23 protein-coding genes are annotated in these 21,860 nt (G+C 63.1%); 18 read left to right on the top strand and 5 right to left on the bottom strand.

What is annotated here, in order from left to right:
- Window positions 1-70: 70 nt before the first annotated feature.
- Both cimA and rarD read left to right on the top strand, forming a co-directional pair.
- On the top strand, window positions 71-1,687 hold the full coding sequence (cimA, locus tag FHX11_RS09165; protein WP_184357194.1) for a citramalate synthase: 1,617 nt from the start codon (window positions 71-73) through the stop codon (window positions 1,685-1,687).
- Between the two features lie 109 nt (window positions 1,688-1,796).
- Window positions 1,797-2,708: an EamA family transporter RarD gene (rarD, locus tag FHX11_RS09160; protein WP_184357192.1), complete on the top strand. Its 912-nt coding sequence runs from the start codon at window positions 1,797-1,799 to the stop codon at window positions 2,706-2,708.
- 28 nt (window positions 2,709-2,736) lie between these two features.
- Here the strand turns inward: rarD and FHX11_RS09155 are convergent, their stop codons facing one another.
- Entirely contained in the window at window positions 2,737-3,360 is a 624-nt protein-coding gene (locus tag FHX11_RS09155) for a TIGR00730 family Rossman fold protein (RefSeq protein WP_184357190.1), read from the bottom strand.
- A gap of 155 nt (window positions 3,361-3,515) precedes the next feature.
- On the opposite strand from FHX11_RS09155, the gene FHX11_RS09150 reads away from it, so the two are divergent.
- The 6 genes from FHX11_RS09150 (at window position 3,516) to FHX11_RS09125 (ending at window position 10,535) form a co-directional block, all read left to right on the top strand.
- Window positions 3,516-5,525, top strand: a complete 2,010-nt coding sequence (locus FHX11_RS09150) for a LysM peptidoglycan-binding domain-containing protein (protein WP_184357533.1) — start codon at window positions 3,516-3,518, stop codon at window positions 5,523-5,525.
- 199 nt (window positions 5,526-5,724) lie between these two features.
- Window positions 5,725-7,611, top strand: coding sequence for an ABC transporter ATP-binding protein/permease (locus FHX11_RS09145; protein ID WP_184357188.1), 1,887 nt, complete (start codon window positions 5,725-5,727; stop codon window positions 7,609-7,611).
- 75 nt (window positions 7,612-7,686) lie between these two features.
- Window positions 7,687-8,385 carry a phosphatase PAP2 family protein gene (locus FHX11_RS09140; RefSeq protein ID WP_184357186.1) on the top strand — a complete coding sequence of 233 codons (699 nt, stop codon included), beginning with the start codon at window positions 7,687-7,689 and terminating at the stop codon, window positions 8,383-8,385.
- 146 nt (window positions 8,386-8,531) lie between these two features.
- Entirely contained in the window at window positions 8,532-9,230 is a 699-nt protein-coding gene (locus FHX11_RS09135; RefSeq protein WP_184357184.1) for a phosphatidylserine decarboxylase, read from the top strand.
- A gap of 20 nt (window positions 9,231-9,250) precedes the next feature.
- Complete coding sequence (gene pssA, locus FHX11_RS09130; protein WP_184357182.1) at window positions 9,251-10,111, top strand: CDP-diacylglycerol--serine O-phosphatidyltransferase; 861 nt, start codon at window positions 9,251-9,253, stop codon at window positions 10,109-10,111.
- A 280-nt stretch (window positions 10,112-10,391) separates the two neighbouring features.
- Complete coding sequence (locus tag FHX11_RS09125) at window positions 10,392-10,535, top strand: hypothetical protein (RefSeq protein WP_184357180.1); 144 nt, start codon at window positions 10,392-10,394, stop codon at window positions 10,533-10,535.
- Window positions 10,536-10,624: 89 nt separating this feature from the next.
- Here the strand turns inward: FHX11_RS09125 and FHX11_RS09120 are convergent, their stop codons facing one another.
- Both FHX11_RS09120 and FHX11_RS09115 read right to left on the bottom strand, forming a co-directional pair.
- Window positions 10,625-11,389, bottom strand: a complete 765-nt coding sequence (locus tag FHX11_RS09120; RefSeq protein ID WP_184357178.1) for an SOS response-associated peptidase — start codon at window positions 11,387-11,389, stop codon at window positions 10,625-10,627.
- A 43-nt stretch (window positions 11,390-11,432) separates the two neighbouring features.
- Complete coding sequence (locus FHX11_RS09115) at window positions 11,433-11,753, bottom strand: YnfA family protein (RefSeq protein WP_184357532.1); 321 nt, start codon at window positions 11,751-11,753, stop codon at window positions 11,433-11,435.
- A 147-nt stretch (window positions 11,754-11,900) separates the two neighbouring features.
- Here FHX11_RS09115 and FHX11_RS09110 point away from each other — a divergent pair, with 147 nt between their 5' ends.
- The 7 genes from FHX11_RS09110 to FHX11_RS09080 all read left to right on the top strand — a co-directional run bounded on the left by FHX11_RS09110 (window position 11,901) and on the right by FHX11_RS09080 (window position 16,066).
- Window positions 11,901-12,320: an NUDIX domain-containing protein gene (locus FHX11_RS09110; RefSeq protein WP_184357176.1), complete on the top strand. Its 420-nt coding sequence runs from the start codon at window positions 11,901-11,903 to the stop codon at window positions 12,318-12,320.
- 103 nt (window positions 12,321-12,423) lie between these two features.
- Window positions 12,424-12,861 (top strand): TIGR02301 family protein, encoded by a 438-nt coding sequence (locus FHX11_RS09105; protein ID WP_184357174.1) that lies wholly within the window; start codon window positions 12,424-12,426, stop codon window positions 12,859-12,861.
- A gap of 104 nt (window positions 12,862-12,965) precedes the next feature.
- Window positions 12,966-13,223, top strand: coding sequence for a hypothetical protein (locus tag FHX11_RS09100; protein WP_184357172.1), 258 nt, complete (start codon window positions 12,966-12,968; stop codon window positions 13,221-13,223).
- Window positions 13,224-13,238: 15 nt separating this feature from the next.
- Window positions 13,239-14,006 carry a hypothetical protein gene (locus tag FHX11_RS09095; protein WP_184357170.1) on the top strand — a complete coding sequence of 256 codons (768 nt, stop codon included), beginning with the start codon at window positions 13,239-13,241 and terminating at the stop codon, window positions 14,004-14,006.
- Between the two features lie 73 nt (window positions 14,007-14,079).
- Window positions 14,080-14,922, top strand: coding sequence for a folate-binding protein YgfZ (locus FHX11_RS09090; protein WP_184357168.1), 843 nt, complete (start codon window positions 14,080-14,082; stop codon window positions 14,920-14,922).
- On the top strand, window positions 14,919-15,536 hold the full coding sequence (locus FHX11_RS09085; RefSeq protein ID WP_184357166.1) for an HD family hydrolase: 618 nt from the start codon (window positions 14,919-14,921) through the stop codon (window positions 15,534-15,536). The genes FHX11_RS09090 and FHX11_RS09085 overlap by 4 nt, the downstream gene beginning before the upstream one ends.
- A complete protein-coding gene (locus tag FHX11_RS09080) occupies window positions 15,533-16,066 on the top strand; it encodes a tyrosine phosphatase family protein (protein WP_184357164.1) in 534 nt (177 codons plus the stop codon). Before FHX11_RS09085 ends, FHX11_RS09080 begins: the two co-directional genes overlap by 4 nt.
- Before the next feature lie 40 nt (window positions 16,067-16,106).
- Here FHX11_RS09080 and FHX11_RS09075 read toward each other — a convergent pair whose 3' ends face one another.
- Together FHX11_RS09075 and FHX11_RS09070 are read right to left on the bottom strand one after the other, a co-directional pair.
- Complete coding sequence (locus tag FHX11_RS09075) at window positions 16,107-16,613, bottom strand: superoxide dismutase family protein (protein ID WP_184357162.1); 507 nt, start codon at window positions 16,611-16,613, stop codon at window positions 16,107-16,109.
- A gap of 141 nt (window positions 16,614-16,754) precedes the next feature.
- On the bottom strand, window positions 16,755-17,117 hold the full coding sequence (locus FHX11_RS09070) for a hypothetical protein (RefSeq protein ID WP_184357160.1): 363 nt from the start codon (window positions 17,115-17,117) through the stop codon (window positions 16,755-16,757).
- Between the two features lie 302 nt (window positions 17,118-17,419).
- Here FHX11_RS09070 and FHX11_RS09065 point away from each other — a divergent pair, with 302 nt between their 5' ends.
- From FHX11_RS09065 to FHX11_RS09055, 3 genes are all read left to right on the top strand, one after another.
- Window positions 17,420-20,197, top strand: a complete 2,778-nt coding sequence (locus FHX11_RS09065; RefSeq protein WP_184357158.1) for a DUF2339 domain-containing protein — start codon at window positions 17,420-17,422, stop codon at window positions 20,195-20,197.
- A gap of 72 nt (window positions 20,198-20,269) precedes the next feature.
- Window positions 20,270-20,923, top strand: coding sequence for an HD domain-containing protein (locus FHX11_RS09060; RefSeq protein WP_184357156.1), 654 nt, complete (start codon window positions 20,270-20,272; stop codon window positions 20,921-20,923).
- A 10-nt stretch (window positions 20,924-20,933) separates the two neighbouring features.
- A complete protein-coding gene (locus FHX11_RS09055) occupies window positions 20,934-21,782 on the top strand; it encodes an MOSC domain-containing protein (protein ID WP_184357154.1) in 849 nt (282 codons plus the stop codon).
- The last annotated feature ends 78 nt before the right edge of the window (window positions 21,783-21,860 follow it).

Below are 21,860 nucleotides of genomic sequence, written 5' to 3'. Positions count from 1 at the left end.
TAAGGCCTCTCCCGTCGGCGCGGAGAGGAAGCGACTGAGCAAGAAGAACCGGTTCGCCGGAGGAAACAGTATGACACGCGAGAAGATCTACCTATTCGACACGACGCTCCGCGACGGGCAGCAGACGCCCGGCATCGACTTTTCGGTCGAGGACAAGATTTCGATCGCCACCATGCTGGACGAATTCGGCCTCGATTATGTCGAGGGCGGCTATCCTGGCGCCAATCCGACCGATACCGCCTTCTTCAGCGAAAAGCGGACGCAGACGGCCTCCTTCGTCGCCTTCGGCATGACCAAGCGCGCCGGCATCTCCGCCTCCAACGATCCCGGCCTTGCCAGCCTCCTGCAGGCCAAGGCCGACGCCATCTGTTTCGTCGCCAAGAGCTGGGACTATCACGTCAAGGTGGCGCTCGGCTGCACCAACGAGGAAAACCTCGAAAGCATCGCCGAAAGCGTCAAGGCGGCGGTCGGCGCCGGCAAGGAGGCGCTGGTCGACTGCGAGCATTTCTTCGACGGCTACAAGGCCAATCCGACCTATGCGCTCGCCTGCGCCAGGACGGCCTATGAGGCAGGCGCGCGCTGGGTGGTGCTCTGCGACACCAATGGCGGCACGCAGCCGCCGGAAGTGCGCGCCATCGTCGAGGCCGTGATCGCCGAGGGCGTTCCGGGCCACTGTCTTGGCATCCATGCCCATAACGACACCGGCCAGGCGGTCGCCAATTCGCTCGCCGCCGTCGAGGCCGGCGTGCGGCAGATCCAGGGCACGCTCAACGGCATCGGCGAGCGCTGCGGCAACGCCAATCTGATCACGCTGATCCCGACGCTGGCACTGAAGAGAACCTATAGCGAGCGCTTCGAAACGGCAATCGACGGCGAACGGCTGCTGGGCCTGACTCGGCTGTCGCATGCCTTCGACGAATTGCTGAACCGCTCGCCGGACCATCAGGCGCCCTATGTGGGCGCTTCCGCCTTCGCGACCAAGGCCGGCATCCATGCCTCGGCGCTTTTGAAGGACCCGCGCACCTACGAGCATGTGCCGCCGGAAAGCGTCGGCAACTTCCGCAAGGTCATGGTCTCCGACCAGGGCGGCAAGTCGAATTTCATCAATGCGCTGAAGCGGCGCGGCATCGAGGTCGGCAAGGACGACCCGAAGCTCGACCGGCTGATCCAGATCGTCAAGGAACGGGAAGCCACCGGCTATGCCTATGAAGGCGCAGACGCCAGCTTCGAGCTGCTAGCCCGCCGCACGCTCGGCACGATCCCGGAATTCTTCGCGGTCGACGGTTTCCGCGTCATGGTCGAGCGCCGCTTCGACTCTCATGGCCGGGTGAAGATCGTCTCGGAAGCGGTGGTCAAGATCATCATCGATGGCCAGACCATCATGTCGGTTGCCGAGGGCGACGGCCCGGTCAACGCGCTCGACCTGGCGCTGCGCAAGGATTTCGGCAAATACCAGCACGAGATCGACGATCTGGAACTGGCCGACTTCAAGGTGCGTATCCTCAATGGCGGTACGGAGGCCATAACCCGCGTCCTGATCGAATCCACCGACAGCAGCGGCGTGCGCTGGTGGACGGTCGGCGTTTCGGAAAACATCATCGACGCTTCCTTCCAGGCGCTGATGGATTCGGTCATCTACAAGCTGATGAAGAACCGGCACATGGCTGGCAGAATAGCGGCGGAGTGATCCGCCGCCCATCAAAAAGCTTGACCATGCTGTCAAGGAAATGAATTGGCGCGGCGGCGCGCACTGGAGTAATCCCGTTCCAAAGAAAATCATGGGACGGGAAATATCCATGGCCATCAATACGGCTGTACCTGAGATCGAGAACAAGGACAGCCTGCGCGGCTTCGGCTTTGCGCTGACGGCCTACCTATTCTGGGGCGTCTTGCCGCTCTACATGAAGGCATTGGCGCATATTCCGGCCATGGAAGTCATTGCCCACCGCATTCTCTGGTCCGTACCGGTTGCCGGCACCGTGCTTCTGGCGCTCGGTCGTCTGGGCGACATCAGGGCGGCATTCGGCAATCCGCGCACGATTGCCATGGCGTCGCTGACGGCGGCGCTCGTGACCATCAATTGGGGCACCTATGTCTGGGCAATCAGTGCTGGACATTCGCTCGATGCGGCGCTCGGCTATTTCATCAATCCACTGTTCAGCATCGCGCTCGGCGCTTTGCTGTTGAAGGAGAAGCTGGCGCCGGTGCAGATCGTCGCGATCTGCCTTGCCGCGGTGGCGGTGGTCATTCTGACCATTCAGGCCGGTACCGTGCCTTGGGTGGCACTGACGCTGACCTTGTCCTGGGGCTTCTATGCCTTTTTCCGCAAGACGCTGCCGGTTGGGGCAAATCAGGGCTTCCTGCTGGAGGTGCTGCTTCTCTGCATCCCTGCGATGCTCTACATTCTCTATCTGGAAGCGCGCGGCGAAGGCCATTTCTATCGCACGGGCGTCGCGGATACGGCGCTTCTGCTCGGCTGCGGGCTGGTGACCGCCCTGCCCTTGATGATTTTCGCCAACGGAGCGAAGCTCCTGAAACTCTCCACCATCGGCATCATGCAGTATATCGCGCCGACCATGATCTTCCTGATCGCCGTCTTCCTGTTCAAGGAACCCTTCGGCACGACGCAGATGATCGCCTTCTCGCTGATCTGGGCCGGGCTGGCGCTCTATAGCTGGTCGATGCTGCGCCAGAGCCGGGTACGCTGACCGGCAAAGGTGGTCGGCAAATCCCGCATCAGAGCTTCGAGATGACAGCCTCTTCGCCGCCGCGATCGCCCCGCGCTTCGGCGGCATGCTTACGGATTGCCGGGATGATATCGGCGATCGTGTCGATGACCAGCGGCTGGACACGGTGGCTGGTATGAATGAAGCCCTCTTCCGTCATGTGGCGGATCAGCTCCATCATCGGATCCCAGAAACCGTTGATGTTGGCGAAGACCATCGGCTTCTCATGACGGCCGAGCTGGCCCCAGGTCATGATCTCGACGATTTCCTCCAGCGTGCCGATGCCCCCCGGCAGGGCGACGAAAGCGTCGGCGCGCTCGAACATGCCATGTTTGCGCGTATGCATGTCCGGCGTTATGATGAGCTCGTCCAATTGGCCGAGCGAATGGCGCGTCGCTTCCATATCGACGAGGAACTCCGGAATGATGCCGGTCACCTTGCCGCCATGCGAGAGGACACCGCTCGCAACAGCGCCCATGATGCCCTTCGTTCCGCCGCCATAGACAAGGCGCAGCCCGCTTTCGGCGATGTGCTTGCCGAGTTCGCGGCCCGCCGCCATGTGGGCAGGATCGCGTCCCGGCCTTGAGCCGCAATAGACGCAAATGGATCGAATGGGCGCAGAATCGTCGGTCATGGAAGCAAACAACTATGCTGCAGGTGCTCAGTCAAGAAATTTCAAAGGAAAACTTGTGCCGGATCATGCGGAAATGGCTGAGAAAGCTTGTAAAAGCATGCGAAATCGTTAGCAATTTCAAGAGTTGCGACGACCCCGCCGCGTGGAGATGAATGATGATGAAGAACCGTGCCGGCTGGCTGGCTCTGTTGGTGCTGGTAATTGCGACCATCCTGATGGTCTTCTTTGTGATGCCGCGCATCAACGGCGACAAAAAGCCGATCGGCGAAGCCGTCAATCAAGCCAGCGACGCGGTCAAGAACACCATTACCGAAAACGCGCAAAAGGCGAATGACGCGACACAAAAAGCGGCTGAGGCAACGCAGAATGCCGCCGCCACGCTGACCGGCGCGGCCGAGGTCGGCAAGAAGCTCACCGATCTCGGCGCGACGGCGACCGCATCCCTCGCCGATCTCAAGGCGCTGTTCAAGGATGGCAAGGGTCCGAGCGAGGATATCTTTGCCGCCGCCAAGACGAAGGCGATCGTGGCGCTGCAGGCGATCGTCGCCTTCACCGCACCGCAGGGAGCCGATGCCGCGACCGCCGCCCTGGTCGACAAGGCGCATGACGGCGCCGGCAAGGCGCTCGCCATCGTGCAGTCGCTTCCCGAAAACATCGCCGATGCCGGCGCCGCACTCGACAAGGCACTGGCGGCGCTCACCGGCCAGACGGCACCGCAGACGCAGGCGGCCGCCACCAGCTCGACGCCGACCTTCGACGTGCTGCGCGTCGAGCCGGACGGCTCCACCGTCATCGCCGGCTCGGCCCTTCCCAATTCCAAGCTGGAAATCCTCGACGGCGACAAGGTCGTCACCACCACCGAGGTCGGCCCCAGCGGCGATTTCGTCGCCGTGTTCGACAATCCGCTGCCACCCGGCGACCATGAACTGGTGCTGCGCGCGATCGGCAAGGACGGCAAGGCGGTGACCTCGGAGGAAGTCGCAACCGTTTCCGTGCCCAAGGACGACAAGAGCCAGCTTCTCGCCATGGTTTCCAAGCCCGGCGAGGCGAGCCGCGTCATCACGGCGCCCACCGCCAAGCAGGGACGCGTTACGACGGGCGAACAGGCGTCCGCCACCCCTGCCCCCGCTGCACCGGCCAACGGCACGACAAATGTGGCCGGCGCCGGGAAGCCACCGGCCAATGCCGCCAACCCGGCCGCGGGCGTCAACGGCGATGAGCCGGATGTGCTGGTCAATGCGGTCGAAATCGAAGGCGACAAGATCTTCGTCGCCGGCACGACCAAACCCAACGCCAAGGTTCGCGCCTATGCCGACGACCGGCTGATCGGCGAGATCAAGGCCGGGGCGGATGGACATTTCGTCGTCGACGGCACCATGCCCCTGACGGTCGGCGACCATAAGATCCGTGTCGATGTCCTCGGCGACGGCGGCGACGTCGTGGTGCGCACCAGCGTCAATTTCACCCGCCCCGAAGGCAACCAGGTGACGGTCGCGGCGCAGACGCCGGCCACAGGCGGCAGCGCCCCCGCGACGACCATGGTGCCGCTCGACGAAGGCGAACTCGGCAAGCTCACGGAAAACGCCAGCAAGGCTTTCGCCTTGCTGAAGAGCCTCTTCGCCGACGGCAAGCAGCCGAATGCCGAGCAACTCGCCGCCGCGCGTTCGGGAACGGAAATCGCGCTGAAGTCGCTCTCGGAATTCCGCCCGGCGGTCGGCGCGGATGCTGCCCTGAAGCAGCACGCAACCGATGCATCGAACGCGGCCATCAAAGCGCTTTCCGCGCTTCAGTCCCTGCCGAAAGATCCGCAATCGGTCGGCGCCGCACTGGCCAATCTCGAGCAGATGATCGCCACCGTCACCAAGCCGATGAACCCGGCGCCAGCGAACGCCGAAACGTCCGCCAACGGCCCCAAGGTCCTGCAGCAGGCACCGCTGGCGCAGGACACCAACGCCGTCATCATCCGCCGCGGCGATACGCTCTGGCAGATTTCCCGCCGCATCTACGGTGCCGGCGTGCGCTACACGACGATCTATCTCGCCAACGAGGACAAGATCAACAATCCGGACCGTATCCTGCCGGGGCAGGTCTTCGGCCTGCCCAAGGATGCCCTGCCCAATGCGGAAGAGCTGCATCGTAAGCGGCTGTCGGGCGAGCACCTGTAAGACACCTGCCCTACACTATGACGAGAAGCAGCGGCCGGGCGCGATCAACGCCCGGCCGCTGCTTTTATCCGGCGTGAAAATGTTATAAGCGTGCCGCCAACCCTCATCGCTCCGATCCCGATCCGACGGAGCCTTTTCAGCCAGGCTGCGCGACGACACGCCATTGCCGGGCCGCTGCAAACATTCGCCGGAGACGGACATGGCAGACCGCAAGAAGACCATATCGGCGGATTCCAGCAATCCATTGAATACGCTCGTCAATCTCTGGCCTTATATGTGGCCGGCCGGGCGCATGGACCTGAAAATGCGGGTGGTCTGGGCAACGGTCTTCCTGCTGATCTCGAAATTCTTCCTGCTGCTGGTTCCCTATTTCTTCAAATGGTCGGTCGATGCGCTGAACGGCAAGCTCGACATGCAGGGCATCCTGCCCGCCTTCATGATCGGCGCCATCGCGCTGATCATTGCCACGAACGTCACCCGTCTGATCCAGCTCGGCCTCAACCAGCTGCGGGATTCGCTCTTTGCCAGTGTCGGGCAATATGCCGTGCGCCAGCTTGCCTACAAGACCTTCGTCCATATGCACGAGCTGTCGCTGCGCTTCCATCTCGAGCGTAAGACCGGCGGCCTGTCGCGCATCATCGAGCGCGGCACGAAGGGCATTGAGACGATCGTCCGCTTCACCATCCTAAACACCGTTCCGACCTTCATCGAATTCCTTTTGACCGCCATCATCTTCTGGCGCGGCTACGGCTTTTCCTATCTCGCCATCACCGCCGTCACCGTCTGGCTCTATATCTGGTTCACCGTGAAGGCGAGCGACTGGCGCATCTCCATTCGCCGCACGATGAACCAGAGCGATACCGACGCCAACACCAAGGCGATCGACTCGCTCCTGAACTTCGAGACGGTCAAGTATTTCGGCAATGAGGAGATGGAGGCCAAGCGCTTCGACCAGTCGATGGCGCGATACGAAAAGGCGGCGACCGGCGTCTGGACGTCGCTCGGCTGGCTGAACTTCGGCCAGGGGGTGATCTTCGGTCTCGGCACCACGGTCATGATGGTGGTTTCCGGCTGGTCCGTTCTCAACGGCCATCAGACGGTCGGCGATTTCGTCTTCATCAATGCCATGCTGTTGCAGCTGTCGGTGCCACTGAATTTCATCGGCTTCGTCTATCGCGAAATCCGCCAGGGACTGACCGACATCGAGGAGATGTTCGACCTGCTGGAGGTTAAGCCGGAAGTGACGGATGCCCCCGATGCCAGGGAATTGGTGATCGGCCAGGGCGCCATCGCCTTCAAGGACGTGCATTTCGCCTATGACGCCGCCCGCCCGATCCTCAAGGGAATTTCCTTCGAGGTGCCGGCCGGCAAGACAGTCGCCGTCGTCGGGCCGTCGGGCGCCGGTAAATCGACCCTGTCGCGGCTGCTCTACCGCTTCTACGACGTGCAAAGCGGGACGATCAGCATCGACGGCCAGGACGTGCGCGGCGTGACCCAGAAGAGCCTGCGCAAGGTGATCGGCATGGTGCCGCAGGATACGGTTCTCTTCAACGATACCGTCGCCTACAACATCCGCTATGGCCGGCCGGGCGCCAGCGACGCCGAGGTGACGGCGGCGGCGGAAATCGCGCAGATCGGCGACTTCATCCGCCAGCTGCCCGAAGGTTTCGACACCAAGGTCGGCGAGCGTGGATTGAAACTCTCCGGCGGCGAAAAGCAGCGCGTCGCCATCGCCCGCACCATCCTCAAGGCGCCGCCGGTGCTCATCCTCGACGAGGCGACCTCGGCGCTCGACACGACAACCGAGCGGGAAATCCAGACGGCGCTGGACGTCGTTTCCGAGAACCGCACGACGCTGGTCATCGCCCACCGGCTCTCCACCGTCATCGGCGCCGACGAAATCATCGTGCTGAAAAGCGGCGAGATCGCCGAACGCGGCACGCATGCCGCCCTTCTGGAACAGAACGGGCTCTATGCCTCCATGTGGAACCGCCAGCGCGAAGCGACGCAGGCGGAAGAACATCTGAAGCAGGTACGCGAAAACGACGACCTCGGCGTGGTCAACCGGCTGGCGCCGGCGCGCTGAAACGGGCTGATGTCACGAGACTGAGATATCCGCTTGGTAGCGAGAGCGGTCACTCATTCGAAGAGGCCCCCCCGAATGCGCAATCTCGCCCGAACCCTCACGCTCGCCCTTGCCATCGGCTTTGCCGCGCCGGCTCTCGCCGGCGATGCCCAGCCGTTTACCGACGCCAAGGAAATCAATCTCCTCGACCTCCTGCCCCCGCCACCCGCCAACGATTCCGCCCGGACGAAGGCCGAACTGGCGGAAATCCTCACCATCCAGGTGACCCGCACCCCGGAGATGGCCGCCCGCGCCGTCGCCGATGCCGAGGAAAACGTCTGGCGCTTCTCCGACGTCATCGACAATCCGAAGTTCACCAAGGAAAACCTGCCGAAATTCTCGGCCTTCTTCGATCGCATCGTCGAGACCGAAGGCGCCGTGGTCGATCCGGCCAAGGATGTCTGGAAGCGCCCGCGTCCGCATCTCTACAGCGATCTCGTCAAGCCCATCGTGCCACTGTCGAAATCCGGCTCCTATCCGTCCGGCCACACGACGCTCGGAACGCTGATGGGCATCGTGCTGTCCAACATGGTGCCGGAAAAGAAGGCCGCCATCATGGCCCGCGCCTGGGAATATGGTCACAACCGCCTCGTCGGCGGCATTCACTACGCTTCCGATATCGAGACCGGCCGCATTGCCGGCACGGTCATCGCGCAGACCATCACGACGCATGAGGATTACAAGGCCGAATATGAAGCCGCTCGGCAAGAGCTGCGTGCCGCACTCGGCCTCTGAGCCGAATAGGATCGATCGGCTGCCGGAATCCCGTCCGGCAGCCTCCTGCCGGTGGGTTTCGCCTGGGGGCGAATGCGCGAAACCATTGCTCATGACGGCTTTTGCCTGTAGTCACCGTCCACTGGCAATCACAGGAGCCGCCATCGATGAGCTTGTTGAACAGCGTACGCAACGTAATCGTCCCCGTGCACAAGGAAGGCTATCCTTTCGTCGCAGGTTTCTTTGTTGCATCGCTGGTTCTCGGCTGGATCTTCAAGCCGCTCTTCTGGATCGGCCTCATCCTTACGCTCTGGTGCGCCTACTTCTTCCGCGATCCCGAACGGATGACGCCGCAGGACGACGATCTCGCCATATCGCCCGCCGACGGCAAGGTTTCCGGCGTGCAGATGGTGACGCCGCCGGCCGAGCTCGATCTCGGCAGCGAGCCGATGCTGCGCATCTCGATCTTCATGAATGTCTTCGATTGCCACGTGAACCGCGCGCCGATGCGCGGACGCATCACCACGATCGCCTATCGTCAGGGCAGCTTCCTCAATGCCGAACTGGACAAAGCGAGCGAGCAGAACGAACGCAACGGCCTCACCATCGAGACCAAGCACGGCGAAATCGGCGTCGTGCAGATCGCCGGCCTCGTTGCCCGCCGCATCCTGTGCTTCGTCCATGACGGCGAGCCGCTCGATGCCGGCGAGCGTTTCGGCCTGATCCGCTTCGGCTCGCGCGTCGACGTCTTCCTGCCTCAGGGCGCGGTCGCGCGTGTTGCGGTCGGCCAGCGGGCCATCGCCGGCGAGACCGTGATCGCCGAATTCGGCTCGCCGAAGGGCCCGACCCTTAGCCGCCGCAGCTGAACCCCAAGGAAACGAGCAGGATGAAGACGCCCTTTCCACCCTTCGAGCCGAATGGTCCCAATGACGAGGCGCGCGGGCCGCGCCTCCGGGAGATTCCGTTGCGGCTGATGGTACCGAACATGATCACCGTCCTGGCGATCTGCGCGGGCCTGACCGGCATCCGTCTCGCTTTCGAAAACCGCTATGAACTCGCTGTCGTCGCCGTGCTGGTTGCCGCCTTCCTCGACGGCGTCGACGGACGCGTGGCGCGGCTGATGAAGGCCACGTCCAAATTCGGCGCGCAGATGGATTCGCTTGCCGACATCGTCAACTTCGGCGTCGCGCCGGCGCTTGTCGTCTATGTCTTCCTCCTAGATCAGGCCCGCTCGCTCGGCTGGATCGCAGCCCTGATCTACACCATTGCCCTCGGCCTCAGGCTTGCGCGCTTCAATGTCATGGAGGAACGCGAGCACAAGGCGTCCTGGCAGTCGGAATATTTCGTCGGCGTGCCGGCGCCAGCCGGCGCCATGCTGGTGCTGCTGCCGGTCTATCTCGGCTTTCTGGGCGTAGAGCCCAGCCGGACTTTCGCTTATTGGGGTGCCGCCTATACCGTGCTCATCGGCTTTCTGCTGGTCAGCCGCCTGCCTGTCTGGTCCGGCAAGACGGGAGGCAACGGCATTCGCCGCGATCTCGTATTGCCGATCATGCTGGCGCTCGTCGTCTATGTGGCGCTGCTGATGAGCTACACTTGGCATGTCATGGTGGTAACCGTGATCGTCTACCTGCTGTCGCTGCCGCTTGGCGCCCGCTCCTGGGCGCGCAAATACGGCACCTTCGTCATCAACGGCCCCGCCGACCCGGATGTCGACGATTCCAACGACGATATCGGCCGGCATATCTAGCGAGAACCCAAGCGATCCAGACCATCCAGCAGCCGTCTCTCCACCGGCTCGGCAGCCGCATTCGCGGCCGCTCTGCCGCCTCTTTTGCAACCATTAATAAAGAAATTATTATCTATAATGGATAATTCATCCGTCGCATTTTCGCGCTCGGCTCGCGAATTATGGTCGGTGTTTACAAAAGCTGATCGGCAAATGCCTTTGATTTGTCAAGATTTACGACAAATTAGCGACATGTCGTGAATCGGCAAATCCATACGGGAATACGGTGAGGAGTAACCCCATGACCACCAAGAAAAACGAAGCGGCACAACCGCAGGCAAAGATCGATCCCAGCATGCTTTATCGTCCGCTCGGCCTGAAGGCCGTGCTGGCAGCGCATCTGATGCTGAAGGCCAAGCCGCCGCTGAAGAAAAAGATCGCCTGACGCCGTCCGGCTGCGCAACGGCGACGCCGCCTTGTGCCGGCGGCCCACAGCGCGGCCAATCTTGAGACAAGCCGCTGAAATCCATCCTCTTAGAGGAGGCTTAGCTGGCCATTGTCGGTATCCGGCTTCTTCGACGGCTTGACCGGTGTTTCGATCTCCACCGGTTCCTGCAGGTCGGGCCCCATATTGGCGACCTTGTTGACGCGATCCGAAACGGGGATCGCCTCGAAGAAATCCTCTTGAACCGGCGCCATCAGATCGAGAACCTCGCGCGGTTCCTGCGTCTTGCAATCCAGCCAGCGGGTAAAATCCTCCGGCTTGATGACGACGGGCATACGGTCATGGATATGACGTATCGCCCTGTTGGCGGCCGTCGTCAGGATCGCACCGGTATCGACCTCGGAACCATCGGCCGACGACCATGTCTCCATCAGTCCGGCAAAGGCGATGACGCCGCCGTTGCGCGGGCGAATCCAATAGGCCTGCGACTTCTCACCGCTCTCCTTCGGCGGACGATGCCATTCGTAGAAGCCCGAAGCGGGGATCAGGATGCGCCGGTGCCGCATGGCGGCGCGAAACGAGGCTTTGCCGATGGCGGTTTCGGAGCGCGCATTGATCAAGAGGGGAAAGTCCTTGGGGTCCTTCACCCAGGCCGGCGTGAAGCCCCAGCGCACCAGCAGCGCGCGGCGATCGGGCAGATTGCTGCCACGATCCTGCCGGTCGCCGGCCACCACGACCAGGATCGGCTGTGTCGGCGCGATATTGTAGCGCGCGGGGAAGCCCTCGCTCATCAGGACGCCCAGCGCCTCGCCCACATAGTCCGCCGTCGATGTCAAAGCATAGCGTCCGCACATGCGGCTTGTTTTGCACCCCGGACGCCCGGGGTCAAGGAGAAGCTCAACCGCGCGGGCCGAAGAGGATGACCGCAGCCCCCGCCAGGCAGACCATCGCGCCGGACATATCCCATCGATCCGGCAGCCGCCCCTCGACCAGCCAGAGCCAGAGAATCGAGGCGACGATATAGACGCCGCCATAGGCGGCGAAGGTGCGCCCGGCAGCCTCGCTCGGCACCAGGGCCAGCAGCCAGGCAAAGAGCGCCAGCGACACGAGGCCGGGCGCTAGCCACCAGATCGGCTTTCCCAGCCGCAGCCATGCCCAGAAGGCGAAGCAGCCGCCGATTTCAGCCAGGGCGGCCAGGGCATACAGTCCATAGGTGATCATGATATCCGGCCGCTCAGGCGACGCTTTCGAATCGCGGTTGTCGCCGGCGAGTAAAAAGGCTTTCATCCCGCGCAACAAGAGCCTTATCCTGGGGATGGAAAGCTCCCATCGCCGCGCGACATTTTTGACGGACTCCGAAATCCCATGACCCCGCCTCCTCGCCCCGCCTCTTCCGCCATCCTTGAACGAGACGGCCGCTTCCTGCTGGTACTGCGCCGCAATCCGCCATCCGCCGACATGTATGCCTTTCCCGGCGGACGGGCCGAAGAAGGCGAACCGCCGGCCGAGGCGGCCCTGCGGGAATTCAGGGAAGAGACAGGAATTATTGCTCGCAACCCGCGTCTTTTCGAGACTTACGACCTTCGCAGCCATGCAGCAGACGGGAAGCTCACCAGCCATTTCCTCCTCTCGGTATTTCTGGTCGATGCCGACCGGGATGCAACCGCCGAGGCAGCCGACGATGCGGCGGCGATCGGCTGGTATACGCTCGAGGAGGTACGCACCCTGCCCGTGCCGGCAAGCGTCCTCGAATGCGTCGAGCGGCTCGCCGCCGCCCGCGGCTGATCCGGCGCATATCCCTTCTCGCGTTAACGATGCTTAACAATAACAGCGTGGAAAGCGAGCCTTTCGCCTTGTTCCCGTCATGCTTGCCGTATCAACTGGGCACATGATTCATCGTCGCCTCATCGATCCGCTGCTGATCTGCGCCGCGCTTGTGGCCGCAGTTCCGGCCTTTGCGCAGCCGACGGCGACTGTTCCGACCGTGCAGGCGCCCGGCAATGATGGCGAGGCCGAACGGCCGACGCCCTATGACGAGCAGCTTTCGCGGCTCGCCGAAATTCTCGGTTCCATCAACTATCTGCGCAATCTCTGTAACCCGAAGGCCGAGGATGGCTGGCGAACCGGAATGCAGCAATTGCTGGATACGGAAACGAAGAACGAGCCGAAACGGCGGGAGCGGCTGACCGCGGCATTCAACCGTGGGTATCGTTCCTTTGCTTCGGTTTACACGAATTGCACGCCGCAGGCGGTGGTCGCCGAGGAGCGCTACCGTAACGAAGGTGCAACACTTGCTACAGAAATAACCGCTCGCTTTGGAAATTGACGATTTATTAACCCCTTTTCATAGCGAGCCGTGTCGTTTTAGGAAAAGGCTGATAAAGTCGTTAAGCAAGTGGTAAGGACATGGATGTCTCGAGGAAAGAAACGATGGAAGCCAGCCTGAACGAAATCGACGACATGATCGTCCATGAAAAGATGCAGGCAGCGCTGGAATACCAGAACGAAGCTTGGGCCGACGGAATGGCCGATGGCATCGAGCCCGAGATCATCGCCGACGCCGCCATCGCCCACGCCATCCGCGAAACCATCCGCATTCGTGGAGAACAGGGCGCGGAAGCCTTGCTCGAATCGCTCCGGGAACGCATGCTTGCTGGTGAGTTCTCTCCGAACCGCACCCTGCAATAACAGCCAGAGATCCCTATGCACATCATGCCGGGCAATGAATTGCGACGCTCCATTGCCTCCCTCGCCGCCGCGACCATGTTCGTCGGCAGCTTGGCCTCGCCCCTGCCGGCACTTGCCTTCTCCCTGATGAACCCCTCCGCGTCTCAATCGGGCGCCGCGGGCAAATCCACCCAGCAGGGCCAGGACAAGCCGATCGAGCAGGCGCTCGAAGCGCCTTCCAAGACGCTGCCCATGCCCGATCCGCTGGTCAAGAACCAGACGGGAGAGAGCAACAGCGCCGCGTCCGCCGATACCTCGAACAAGGGAAAGCCGGCGGAAATCATTTATGACATCAGCAAGGTGCCGGAGCCGGTGCGCAAGCTGCGCGAGACCATCGTCGAGGCTGCCGCCTCCGGTGACCTCGAGCGCCTGCGCCCGCTCATGAATATCGGCGGCGGCCTCAACCAGACGCAGGTGACGGCGGACGATCCTGGCGAAGATCCGATCAAGACCCTGCACGACCTTTCGGGCGATTCCGACGGCATCGAGATTCTCTCGATCCTTCTCGATATCCTGTCGAGCGCCTGCGCCCATGTCGGCCAGGGCACGCCGGACGAAATGTATGTCTGGCCCTATTTCGCCGAGAAGGACATCAAGACCCTGACCGCGCCGGAAAAGGTCGACCTGATGCGCATCGTCACCGCCGGCGATTTCTCCGACATGCTGGAATTCGGCGGCTATAATTTCTATCGCGTCGGCATCACGCCGGACGGCAAATGGAAATTCTTCACCTCCGGGGAATGAGCCGGCCGAAAAACTTGCGGTTCGCAAGCGGAGGCCCTACCTCTGAGCGATAGGCGAAATCGACGGGTCCACCATGCCATCCGTATTCCTGAAAGACCGCTCCCTTCTACGCGTCACCGGCGCGGAGGCGGAGCCTTTCCTCCATAATCTCATCACCACCGACCTTGCCTCGCTCGGCGTGGACGAAGCCCGGCCGGGCGCGCTGCTGACACCACAGGGCAAGATCCTGTTCGATTTCATGATCTGGCGGGACGGAGCCGGCTTTCTCCTGGAAACCGATGCCGCGCAGCGGGACGGACTGCTGAAGCGTCTCACCATGTATCGCCTGCGCGCACCGGTCGAGTTCGCGATCGAGGACACCGAAGGCGTCACCGTCGCTTGGGGAGAGGCTGCAGCCGATGGCCGCAAGGACAGCCGCTTCGCCAAGGCAGGCATCGCCTTGACGCGCACGCCCGGCCATCACGGAGACGACGCCGAGGCGCTTTACGAGGCATTGCGCATCGTCAACGGCATCGCCGTCTCCGGCCGCGATTTCGCCTTGCAGGACGCATTTCCACATGACGTGCTGATGGATCTGAACGGCGGCCTCGGCTTCCGCAAGGGTTGCTATGTCGGCCAGGAAGTCGTGTCCCGCATGCAGCATCGCGGCACCGCCCGCCGGCGGGTCGTCATCGTCAGCGGCAGCGGCGGCGCCCTGCCCGCAAGCGGGACTGAACTGACGGCAGGCGGCAAGCCGATCGGCACGCTCGGCTCGACCGAGGGCGCCAGCGGCCTTGCCATCGTCCGCATCGATCGCGCAGGCGAAGCCATGGCGGCCGGCACGCCGATCCTCGCTGCAGATGAGGAAGTCTCGCTCGCGCTGCCCGCCTGGTCCGGGCTTTCCTTTCCGGCACAGGCCGACGAGGCCTCGGCATGACATCCGCCAATACGCCGCGTGCCTGGCAACGCATGCTGTCGGGGCGCAGGCTCGATCTGCTCGACCCCTCGCCGCTCGATGTCGAGATCGGCGACATCGCCCATGGACTTGCCCGCGTCGCCCGCTGGAACGGCCAGACCTTCGGCGATCACGCCTTTTCGGTGGCGCAGCATAGCCTCGTGGTCGAGGCGATCTTCCGCCACCTCAATCCGGCGACGCCGGACGAACTGCTGGCGGCGCTGCTGCACGATGCGCCGGAATATGTCATCGGCGACATGATCTCGCCGTTCAAATCCGTCGTCGGCGGCGACTACAAGGACGTGGAGAGGCGGCTGGAGGCAGCGATCTACCGTCGTTTCGCCCTGCCGCCGCATTGCGCGCCGCGCCTGAAGGAAAAGATCAAGAAGGCGGATACGGTCTCGGCCTATTTCGAGGCGACGCTGCTTGCCGGCTTCACGCCGCAGGAGGCGCGCAAGCTCTTCGGGCAGCCGCGCGGCATCACGCAGGACATGCTGCCGATCGAGCCGATGCCGGCACTCGAGGCACAACGCCTCTTCCTGAAGCGCTTCGAGGCGATCGATGCCGAACGCGCCGACGCGAAAGTTCAGGCATGACGGCGATCGTCGTCTCGCCGCTGGCACGCATCGCGGAAATGGCCGTCCGCCATGGCGCCCGCGAGATGATCAGCCTGATGGCCAAGGAGCAGGCCTTTCACCGACCGGCCGTGATCAGGGCGGACCGGCATCTCCTGCTCGGCATGAACGACATCAGCTTTGCCGGCACCGGCGACCTCGTCGCGCCGCAGGAAACACATGTGCGGGAGATCATCGATTTTGCCCAAAGCTGGGACCGCGCGTCACCGCTGCTCATCCATTGCTGGATGGGGGTCTCGCGCTCGCCGGCGGCGGCGCTGATCGCGGCGCTCGCCGTTCACCCGGAGGAGGAGGACGCAGCTCTGGTCCATCGCCTGCGCGCGGCTTCGCCCTATGCGACACCGAATGCACGGCTGGTAGCGCTCGGCGACGAGATGCTCGGCCGCAAGGGCCGGCTGGTCGCAGCCATCAAGGCAATCGGACGCGGCGCCGATGCGGACGGAAATGCGCCGTTCGTGCTGCCGCTGTTTGCGCGTGGCAGTTCCGAATAAAGGAAGCTGCGTTCGCGCCGCCCCCTCGCCTTGAGAATGGCTATTGAATGACCGCGCAGGCCAGCCGCTTGCCGGCGCCGCCGACCGGCTGGCTGCGGTAATCGTCCGATTCGGCGTGGATCATCAGCGTTCGGCCGCGAATGCCGTTCTTGCCGTCCAGCAGCACCATGCCGTTGAACACCTGCGCACGCAGCTTGCCGTCCTGGTCGACATATTGATTGGGCATGTCGCCGGCATGCGGTCCATTGGCGGCGAGCAGCCCGTGCTCCGCCTTGTTGGGATTGAAATGACCGCCCGCGGATTCGAAGCCGTGCGTATGGTCGCAGCGATCGTTTTCGTGAATATGGAAGGCCACCCAGCGATTGGCCGGCAGGCCGGAAACATCGAGCTCGATCAGCACGCCGGTCTTCGCCTCGGTCAACACCGCCCGTCCCGACTGCTTGCCGTCGGCACCGACGAAATTGGCGATTGCCGTCTGCTTGGTCTGCGCCGAAGCGGGCAGCGCCGCCGACAAAGCCACGACCGCGGCAATGATGATCGCTCTCATGGAAATTCCTCCCCTTCTGGCATTGTCAATGCAACGCATTAGAAGGACAGGTGTTCCCGTCGGAAGGAAATGAATGATTCCAATAACAAACAGACGGCCCGCCGCAGCCCGGCGAACCGCAACGACATCAGGGCAAGCGGATCAAGCCGCCATATCGTCGACGTCGTACTGACCGTAGGTGCTGTTATAGGCGTCCGCCGCCGTCAGCTCATCGAGATCGGCGGTGCCATTGACGTCAGAAGTTCCCTCCACCGTCGCCACACCGCTGCTCGGCAATTGGATGAGCTTCGCCATGAGGCTTCCCAATGCGCCGCTGTTGCCAATGCTGCTGACCGTGCCGTAGGTGCTGCTTTCACTCTCGCCCGCATCGGCCTCGATGATGCCTGGACGCTCGTCAGCCTCGCGTTCCTCGCGGCTCAAAATGCCATCACCGTTCGCATCCAGCCGCGACAGCGTGCCGCGATAGGCATAGGAACTGTTGGATATGGAAGATACATGGGACATACAAACCTCCTAGGGTAGGAGCCGCCTCATGCGACGTCGTTTGTACGCAATACATTTCGATTGAACTACTCCCTGATAAGCTGCTTCGCCGCGCTGGTAAAGACGAATTGTTAATGAGTATTAACAATAGTTTCCTAGTTATAAATTAATGAATCCTAATAATGAAATGGCGGCCAACGCGACCACGGGCCAGCCATCTTTCCGGTTAATCCACTGAAATCATGAGAAAATCCTCTGAATTTCCCTTACCGGCGGATCTATTTCGTATAAGGTAAGCGGCGAAAGCCCATGGAGGAAACGTCATGAGTTTGCTGCTGATCATCGTTGTGATCGCGGGTATTTTGATCCTGCGAAGCTACAACCTGCGGCTAAAGAAACTCGAAAGCCGCGTTCAGGAGCTGCAAAATGCCATAGCCGGCCGGGTGCTTGCCGTGGCTGACGGCGAATCGGCGGCGATGGAAACTCCCGGTATCGAGGCCGAAGCCGACTCGCGGCCACTGGCGGATGCGGTCACCGAACTCCCCGATGGCAGCGAGGCCGAGGTGGAGGCGGAAAAGGCCGCCATCGCCGCGCGCATGACCGCAGATCCGATCGAGGAAACCGGCCTTCCGGCGCCGGCAACCGCAGCGGCCAACGAAAGCCTGGAGAGCACGATCGGCGCCCGATGGGCCGTCTGGGTCGGCGGCATCGCGCTGGCGCTCGGCGGCATCTTCATGGTCAAATATTCGATCGAGAGCGGCCTGCTCAGCCCCGGCGTCCGGCTGGCGCTGGCTGCGATCTTCGGCCTCGTCCTCGTGGCCGCCGGCGAGGTGATCCGCCGCCGTTCCGCGCCTGTCCTTGCCAATACCTTCCAGAATGCGATGATCCCCGGCGTGCTGACGGCGGCGGGCGTCGTCGCGCTGTTCGGCTCGACCTATGCGGCGCATGGCATTTACGGCTTCATCGGGCCGACCACCGCCTTCCTGCTGCTGGCGCTGATTTCGCTTGCCACGCTCGGCCTGTCGCTGCTGCATGGGCAAGCGCTTGCCGGCCTCGGCCTGCTGGCCTCGATGATCACGCCGGCACTGATCGCCTCGACCGCGCCGCAGCCATGGGTGCTGTTCGGCTACCTCACCTTCACCTGGCTCGCCACCATTGCCGCCTCGCGGCTGCGCCGCTGGCTGATCGTGCCGGCCGCCGCCAATGCGCTGCTCAGCCTCTGGCCGCTGCTCTTCATCACTTTCAGCCCCATCGTGGAACTGACGCCGGTGACGGTAGCCATGCTGGCGATGATCGCCGGAACGATCTTCCTCTGGCCGGGACGGTATGAGGCGGCCGCAGCGATTGCAGCAGAGAGCAGCGACGAACCGGCCCCGCAGGAGGAGACCCCGGCCGCGCCTCCCGCCGCTACGCCTCCCGTCAGCGACTGGGCAGATTTCCTCGCCCGGCCGCCGCTCGGGGTGACGCTGACGGCAGCCGTCGGCGCGCTCGCCGTCGCACTCTTCCTCCTGGTCGATAGTGTCCGCTACGGATATCCGCTGACGGAAGCGACCTTCCTGTTCGCAGCCATCGTCGCGTCGGTTGCCGCCTTCGGGGCCGGCCGTCTCCATGCCGGCTGCGCGGCGATCCTGTCGGCGGCCGCTGCCGTGAGCGGCATGTTCCTGGCGCTCTCGCATACGATCGGCGGCGTGGAGATTACCGACAGCTCCTCCGCACTCTATGACATCGTCGTGCTCGAGGGCCTCGGGCTGGGCGCGCTCTTCACTTTGATCGGCGCCTTCTTCCTCCGCCGGTTCGGTGGCAGCGAGAAGTCCTTTGCTTCCCTGTGGAGCCTCATCATGGCGGTGACGCCACTGGCGATCGCCACGATCAGCTTCATCAATTTCGGCAACTGGACGCGCGACTGGCTGCATGGCCTCTACGGCATCGGGCTAGGCATTGTCCTGCTAGCGCTGGCGGAATGGCAATCCCGCCGCTCTTCCGAGGGCGGCAGGGCGCTGACCGTGAACATCCTGGCCGCCGGCTCCTTTGCCGCCGCAGTCTTTGCCCTGCACACGCTTGCCCATGGGGCAACCGCCACCATCCTGCTGCCGCTGCTCGGCCTCGCCTATCTATCGGCCGGGCGCCTGCGCGACTGGCCTGTCATGCCCTGGGCGATGGTCGCGGCGCTGATCTTCACCATGGGACGCATCGCCTGGCAGCCGACCATCGTCGATCCGTCCGAGCTCGGCACGACGCCAGTCTTCAACATGCTGCTAGCCGGCTACGGCATTCCGGCCGCACTCGCCGTCTGGGCCGCGTTTCAGGTCAGGCATTTACCCGGCCAGAAGCTGCGCAGTGCCCTGCAGGCATTGGCAAGCATTCTGGTGCTGCTGACAATCGCCATTCTTGTGCGCCATGCGATGAACGGCGGCGTCCTGAATTCGAATGTGCCGACGCTCGGCGAACAGGCGATCTACACCCTGCTGGCGATCGGCGCCTCGGCGACGCTGATGGCGCTCGACCTCAGCGCGTCGAGCCCGGTCTTCCGCTATGGCGGCATGGCGGTCGGCGTCCTCTCCGTCGTCTCGATCCTGACCTTGCATCTGCTGGGCCTGAACCCCTTCATCACCGGCGAGAGCACGGGCCGGATTCCGGTCTTTAACCTGCTGCTGCTCGGCTATCTCCTGCCGGCGGTTGGCTATGGCGGGCTGGCGCTCTATGCGCGCAACAGGCGCCCCCTGCCCTATGTGACCATGCTGGCCGTTGCCGGCGCGGTCATGGCCTTTTCCTGGGCGACGCTGTCGGTGCGCCGCTTCTGGCAGGGCGAATATATCCCGTTCTGGAACGGTTTCATCCAGGGAGAGCTCTATTCCTATTCCGTCGTCTGGCTATTGATCGGCATCGCCCTGCTCTGGCTCGGCGCGCGCTTCGATGCCCGCAGCCTGCGTTTTGCATCGGCCGCGCTGGTCTTCGTCGCGGTCGTCAAGGTCTTCCTGATCGACATGGCGAATCTCGAAGGCTTCCTGCGGGCGCTGTCCTTCATCGGCCTCGGCGCGGTGCTGATCGGCATCGGCCTGTTCTATCAGAAGGTCCTGACGGGCAGGAGAACGACGGAATGATTGCGGCGAATCTCCAGGCCCGGTAGGAACGGCAGGATCATTCCGACATATTCTTGCGACATGAGGCCGACGATGGACATCACCAAAATGGCGCGGGCCTTTGCCCCGTTCGAAACGCTGGCCGCCGACCTCATACCCCATGCGGCCGACGGCGATGACGGTTCGCACGACATTGCCCATATCCTGCGCGTCTTCCGGAACGCCATGGCCATTCAGAGCGAGGAAGGCGGCAACGCCCGCATCCTTGCCGCCGCCGTGCTGCTGCATGATTGCGTCGCGGTCGAAAAGAATTCGCCGCATCGCGCCCAGGCGTCGCGGCTTGCCGCCGAGAAGGCCTCGGGCCTCCTGCAGGATATGGGATGGGCAAGCGAGGACGTCGCCGCTGTCGCGCATGCGATCACCACGCACAGCTTCTCCGCCAATATCGCGCCGGAAACGCTCGAGGCGAAGATATTGCAGGATGCCGACCGGCTGGACGCAATCGGCATGGTGGGCGCCGCCCGCTGTTTCTACATCGCCGGCCGCTTGGGCTCCGGCCTGTACGACCCCTTCGATCCGCTCGCGACCGAACGGCCGCTGGACGACAAGCGCTTCGCCATTGACCATTTCGAGACGAAGCTGTTCAAACTGGCGGATGGTTTCCAGACCGAAGCCGGCCGCCGCTTCGCTGCAGCCCGGCATGAGCGGCTGAAGACCGTGCTGGCAATGTTCATCGACGAAATCTGAGGGCCATCCCATGCAGGTCAGCGATCTCTTCATCTATCCGCTCAAGAGCGCCCGCGGCATCGCCATTCCCTCCGCCGCCATCGACGCCTTCGGCCTCGCCGGCGACCGCCGCGCCATGCTTGTGGACCCCTCGGGCAATTTCATCACCCAGCGCGAATTGCAGGATCTCGCCCGTATCGATATCCAGCCGGCCCCCTCCTATCTGCGGCTGAAGATGGAGGGCAAGCCCGACATCATCGTGCCGCCGCCGCATCCGGACAACCGCATGGACGTCGTGGTGTGGAAATCGGCCGTCAGTGCCTCTGTCGCCGACCACGAGACGAATAGGGCGCTGTCAGGCTGGCTCGGCCGCGAGGTCAGGATGGTTTTCTTCGACCGGCTTGCCAAGCGCATCGCCAGCCCGGAATGGGCCGGCGAGGACACGCCGGTCACCTTTAGCGACGGATACCCGATCCTCGTCACCACGACCGGCTCGCTGAAGGCGCTCAACGCCAATCTCGCCGCCCATGGCGAAGGTTCCGTCGGCATGGAGCGTTTCCGGCCGAACATCGTCATCGATTGCGACGAGGAATGGCCGGAGGACCGCTGGGCGGCGATCGAGATCGGCGGCATTCGTCTCGATCTCGTCAAGCCCTGCGCCCGCTGCATCATGACGACGCAGGATCAGAAGACCGGCTCGCGCGACGTGCCGAACCCGATGCCGGCAATGGGCCGCGTGCGCATGTCCGCCGACCGCCGCGTCCCCGGCCCGCTTTTCGGCTGGAACGTGGCGCCGCGCGGCGAAGGGACGGTGAAGATCGGCGATGCGGTGACGGTGATCGAGGAACGGCCGGAAGGCTGGGCCTTCAAGCGGCGCTAGAGCAATTCCAGGAAAATTGCGTGAGCCGCTTTCCGTCCGGAATTGCGTCAAAACAATAGGCTAGAACATTATCCTGTC

The sequence above is a fragment of the Rhizobium sp. BK602 genome (genome assembly GCF_014195095.1).
Lineage (GTDB): Bacteria > Pseudomonadota > Alphaproteobacteria > Rhizobiales > Rhizobiaceae > Rhizobium.
This window is presented reverse-complemented; position numbering and strand designations above follow the sequence as displayed.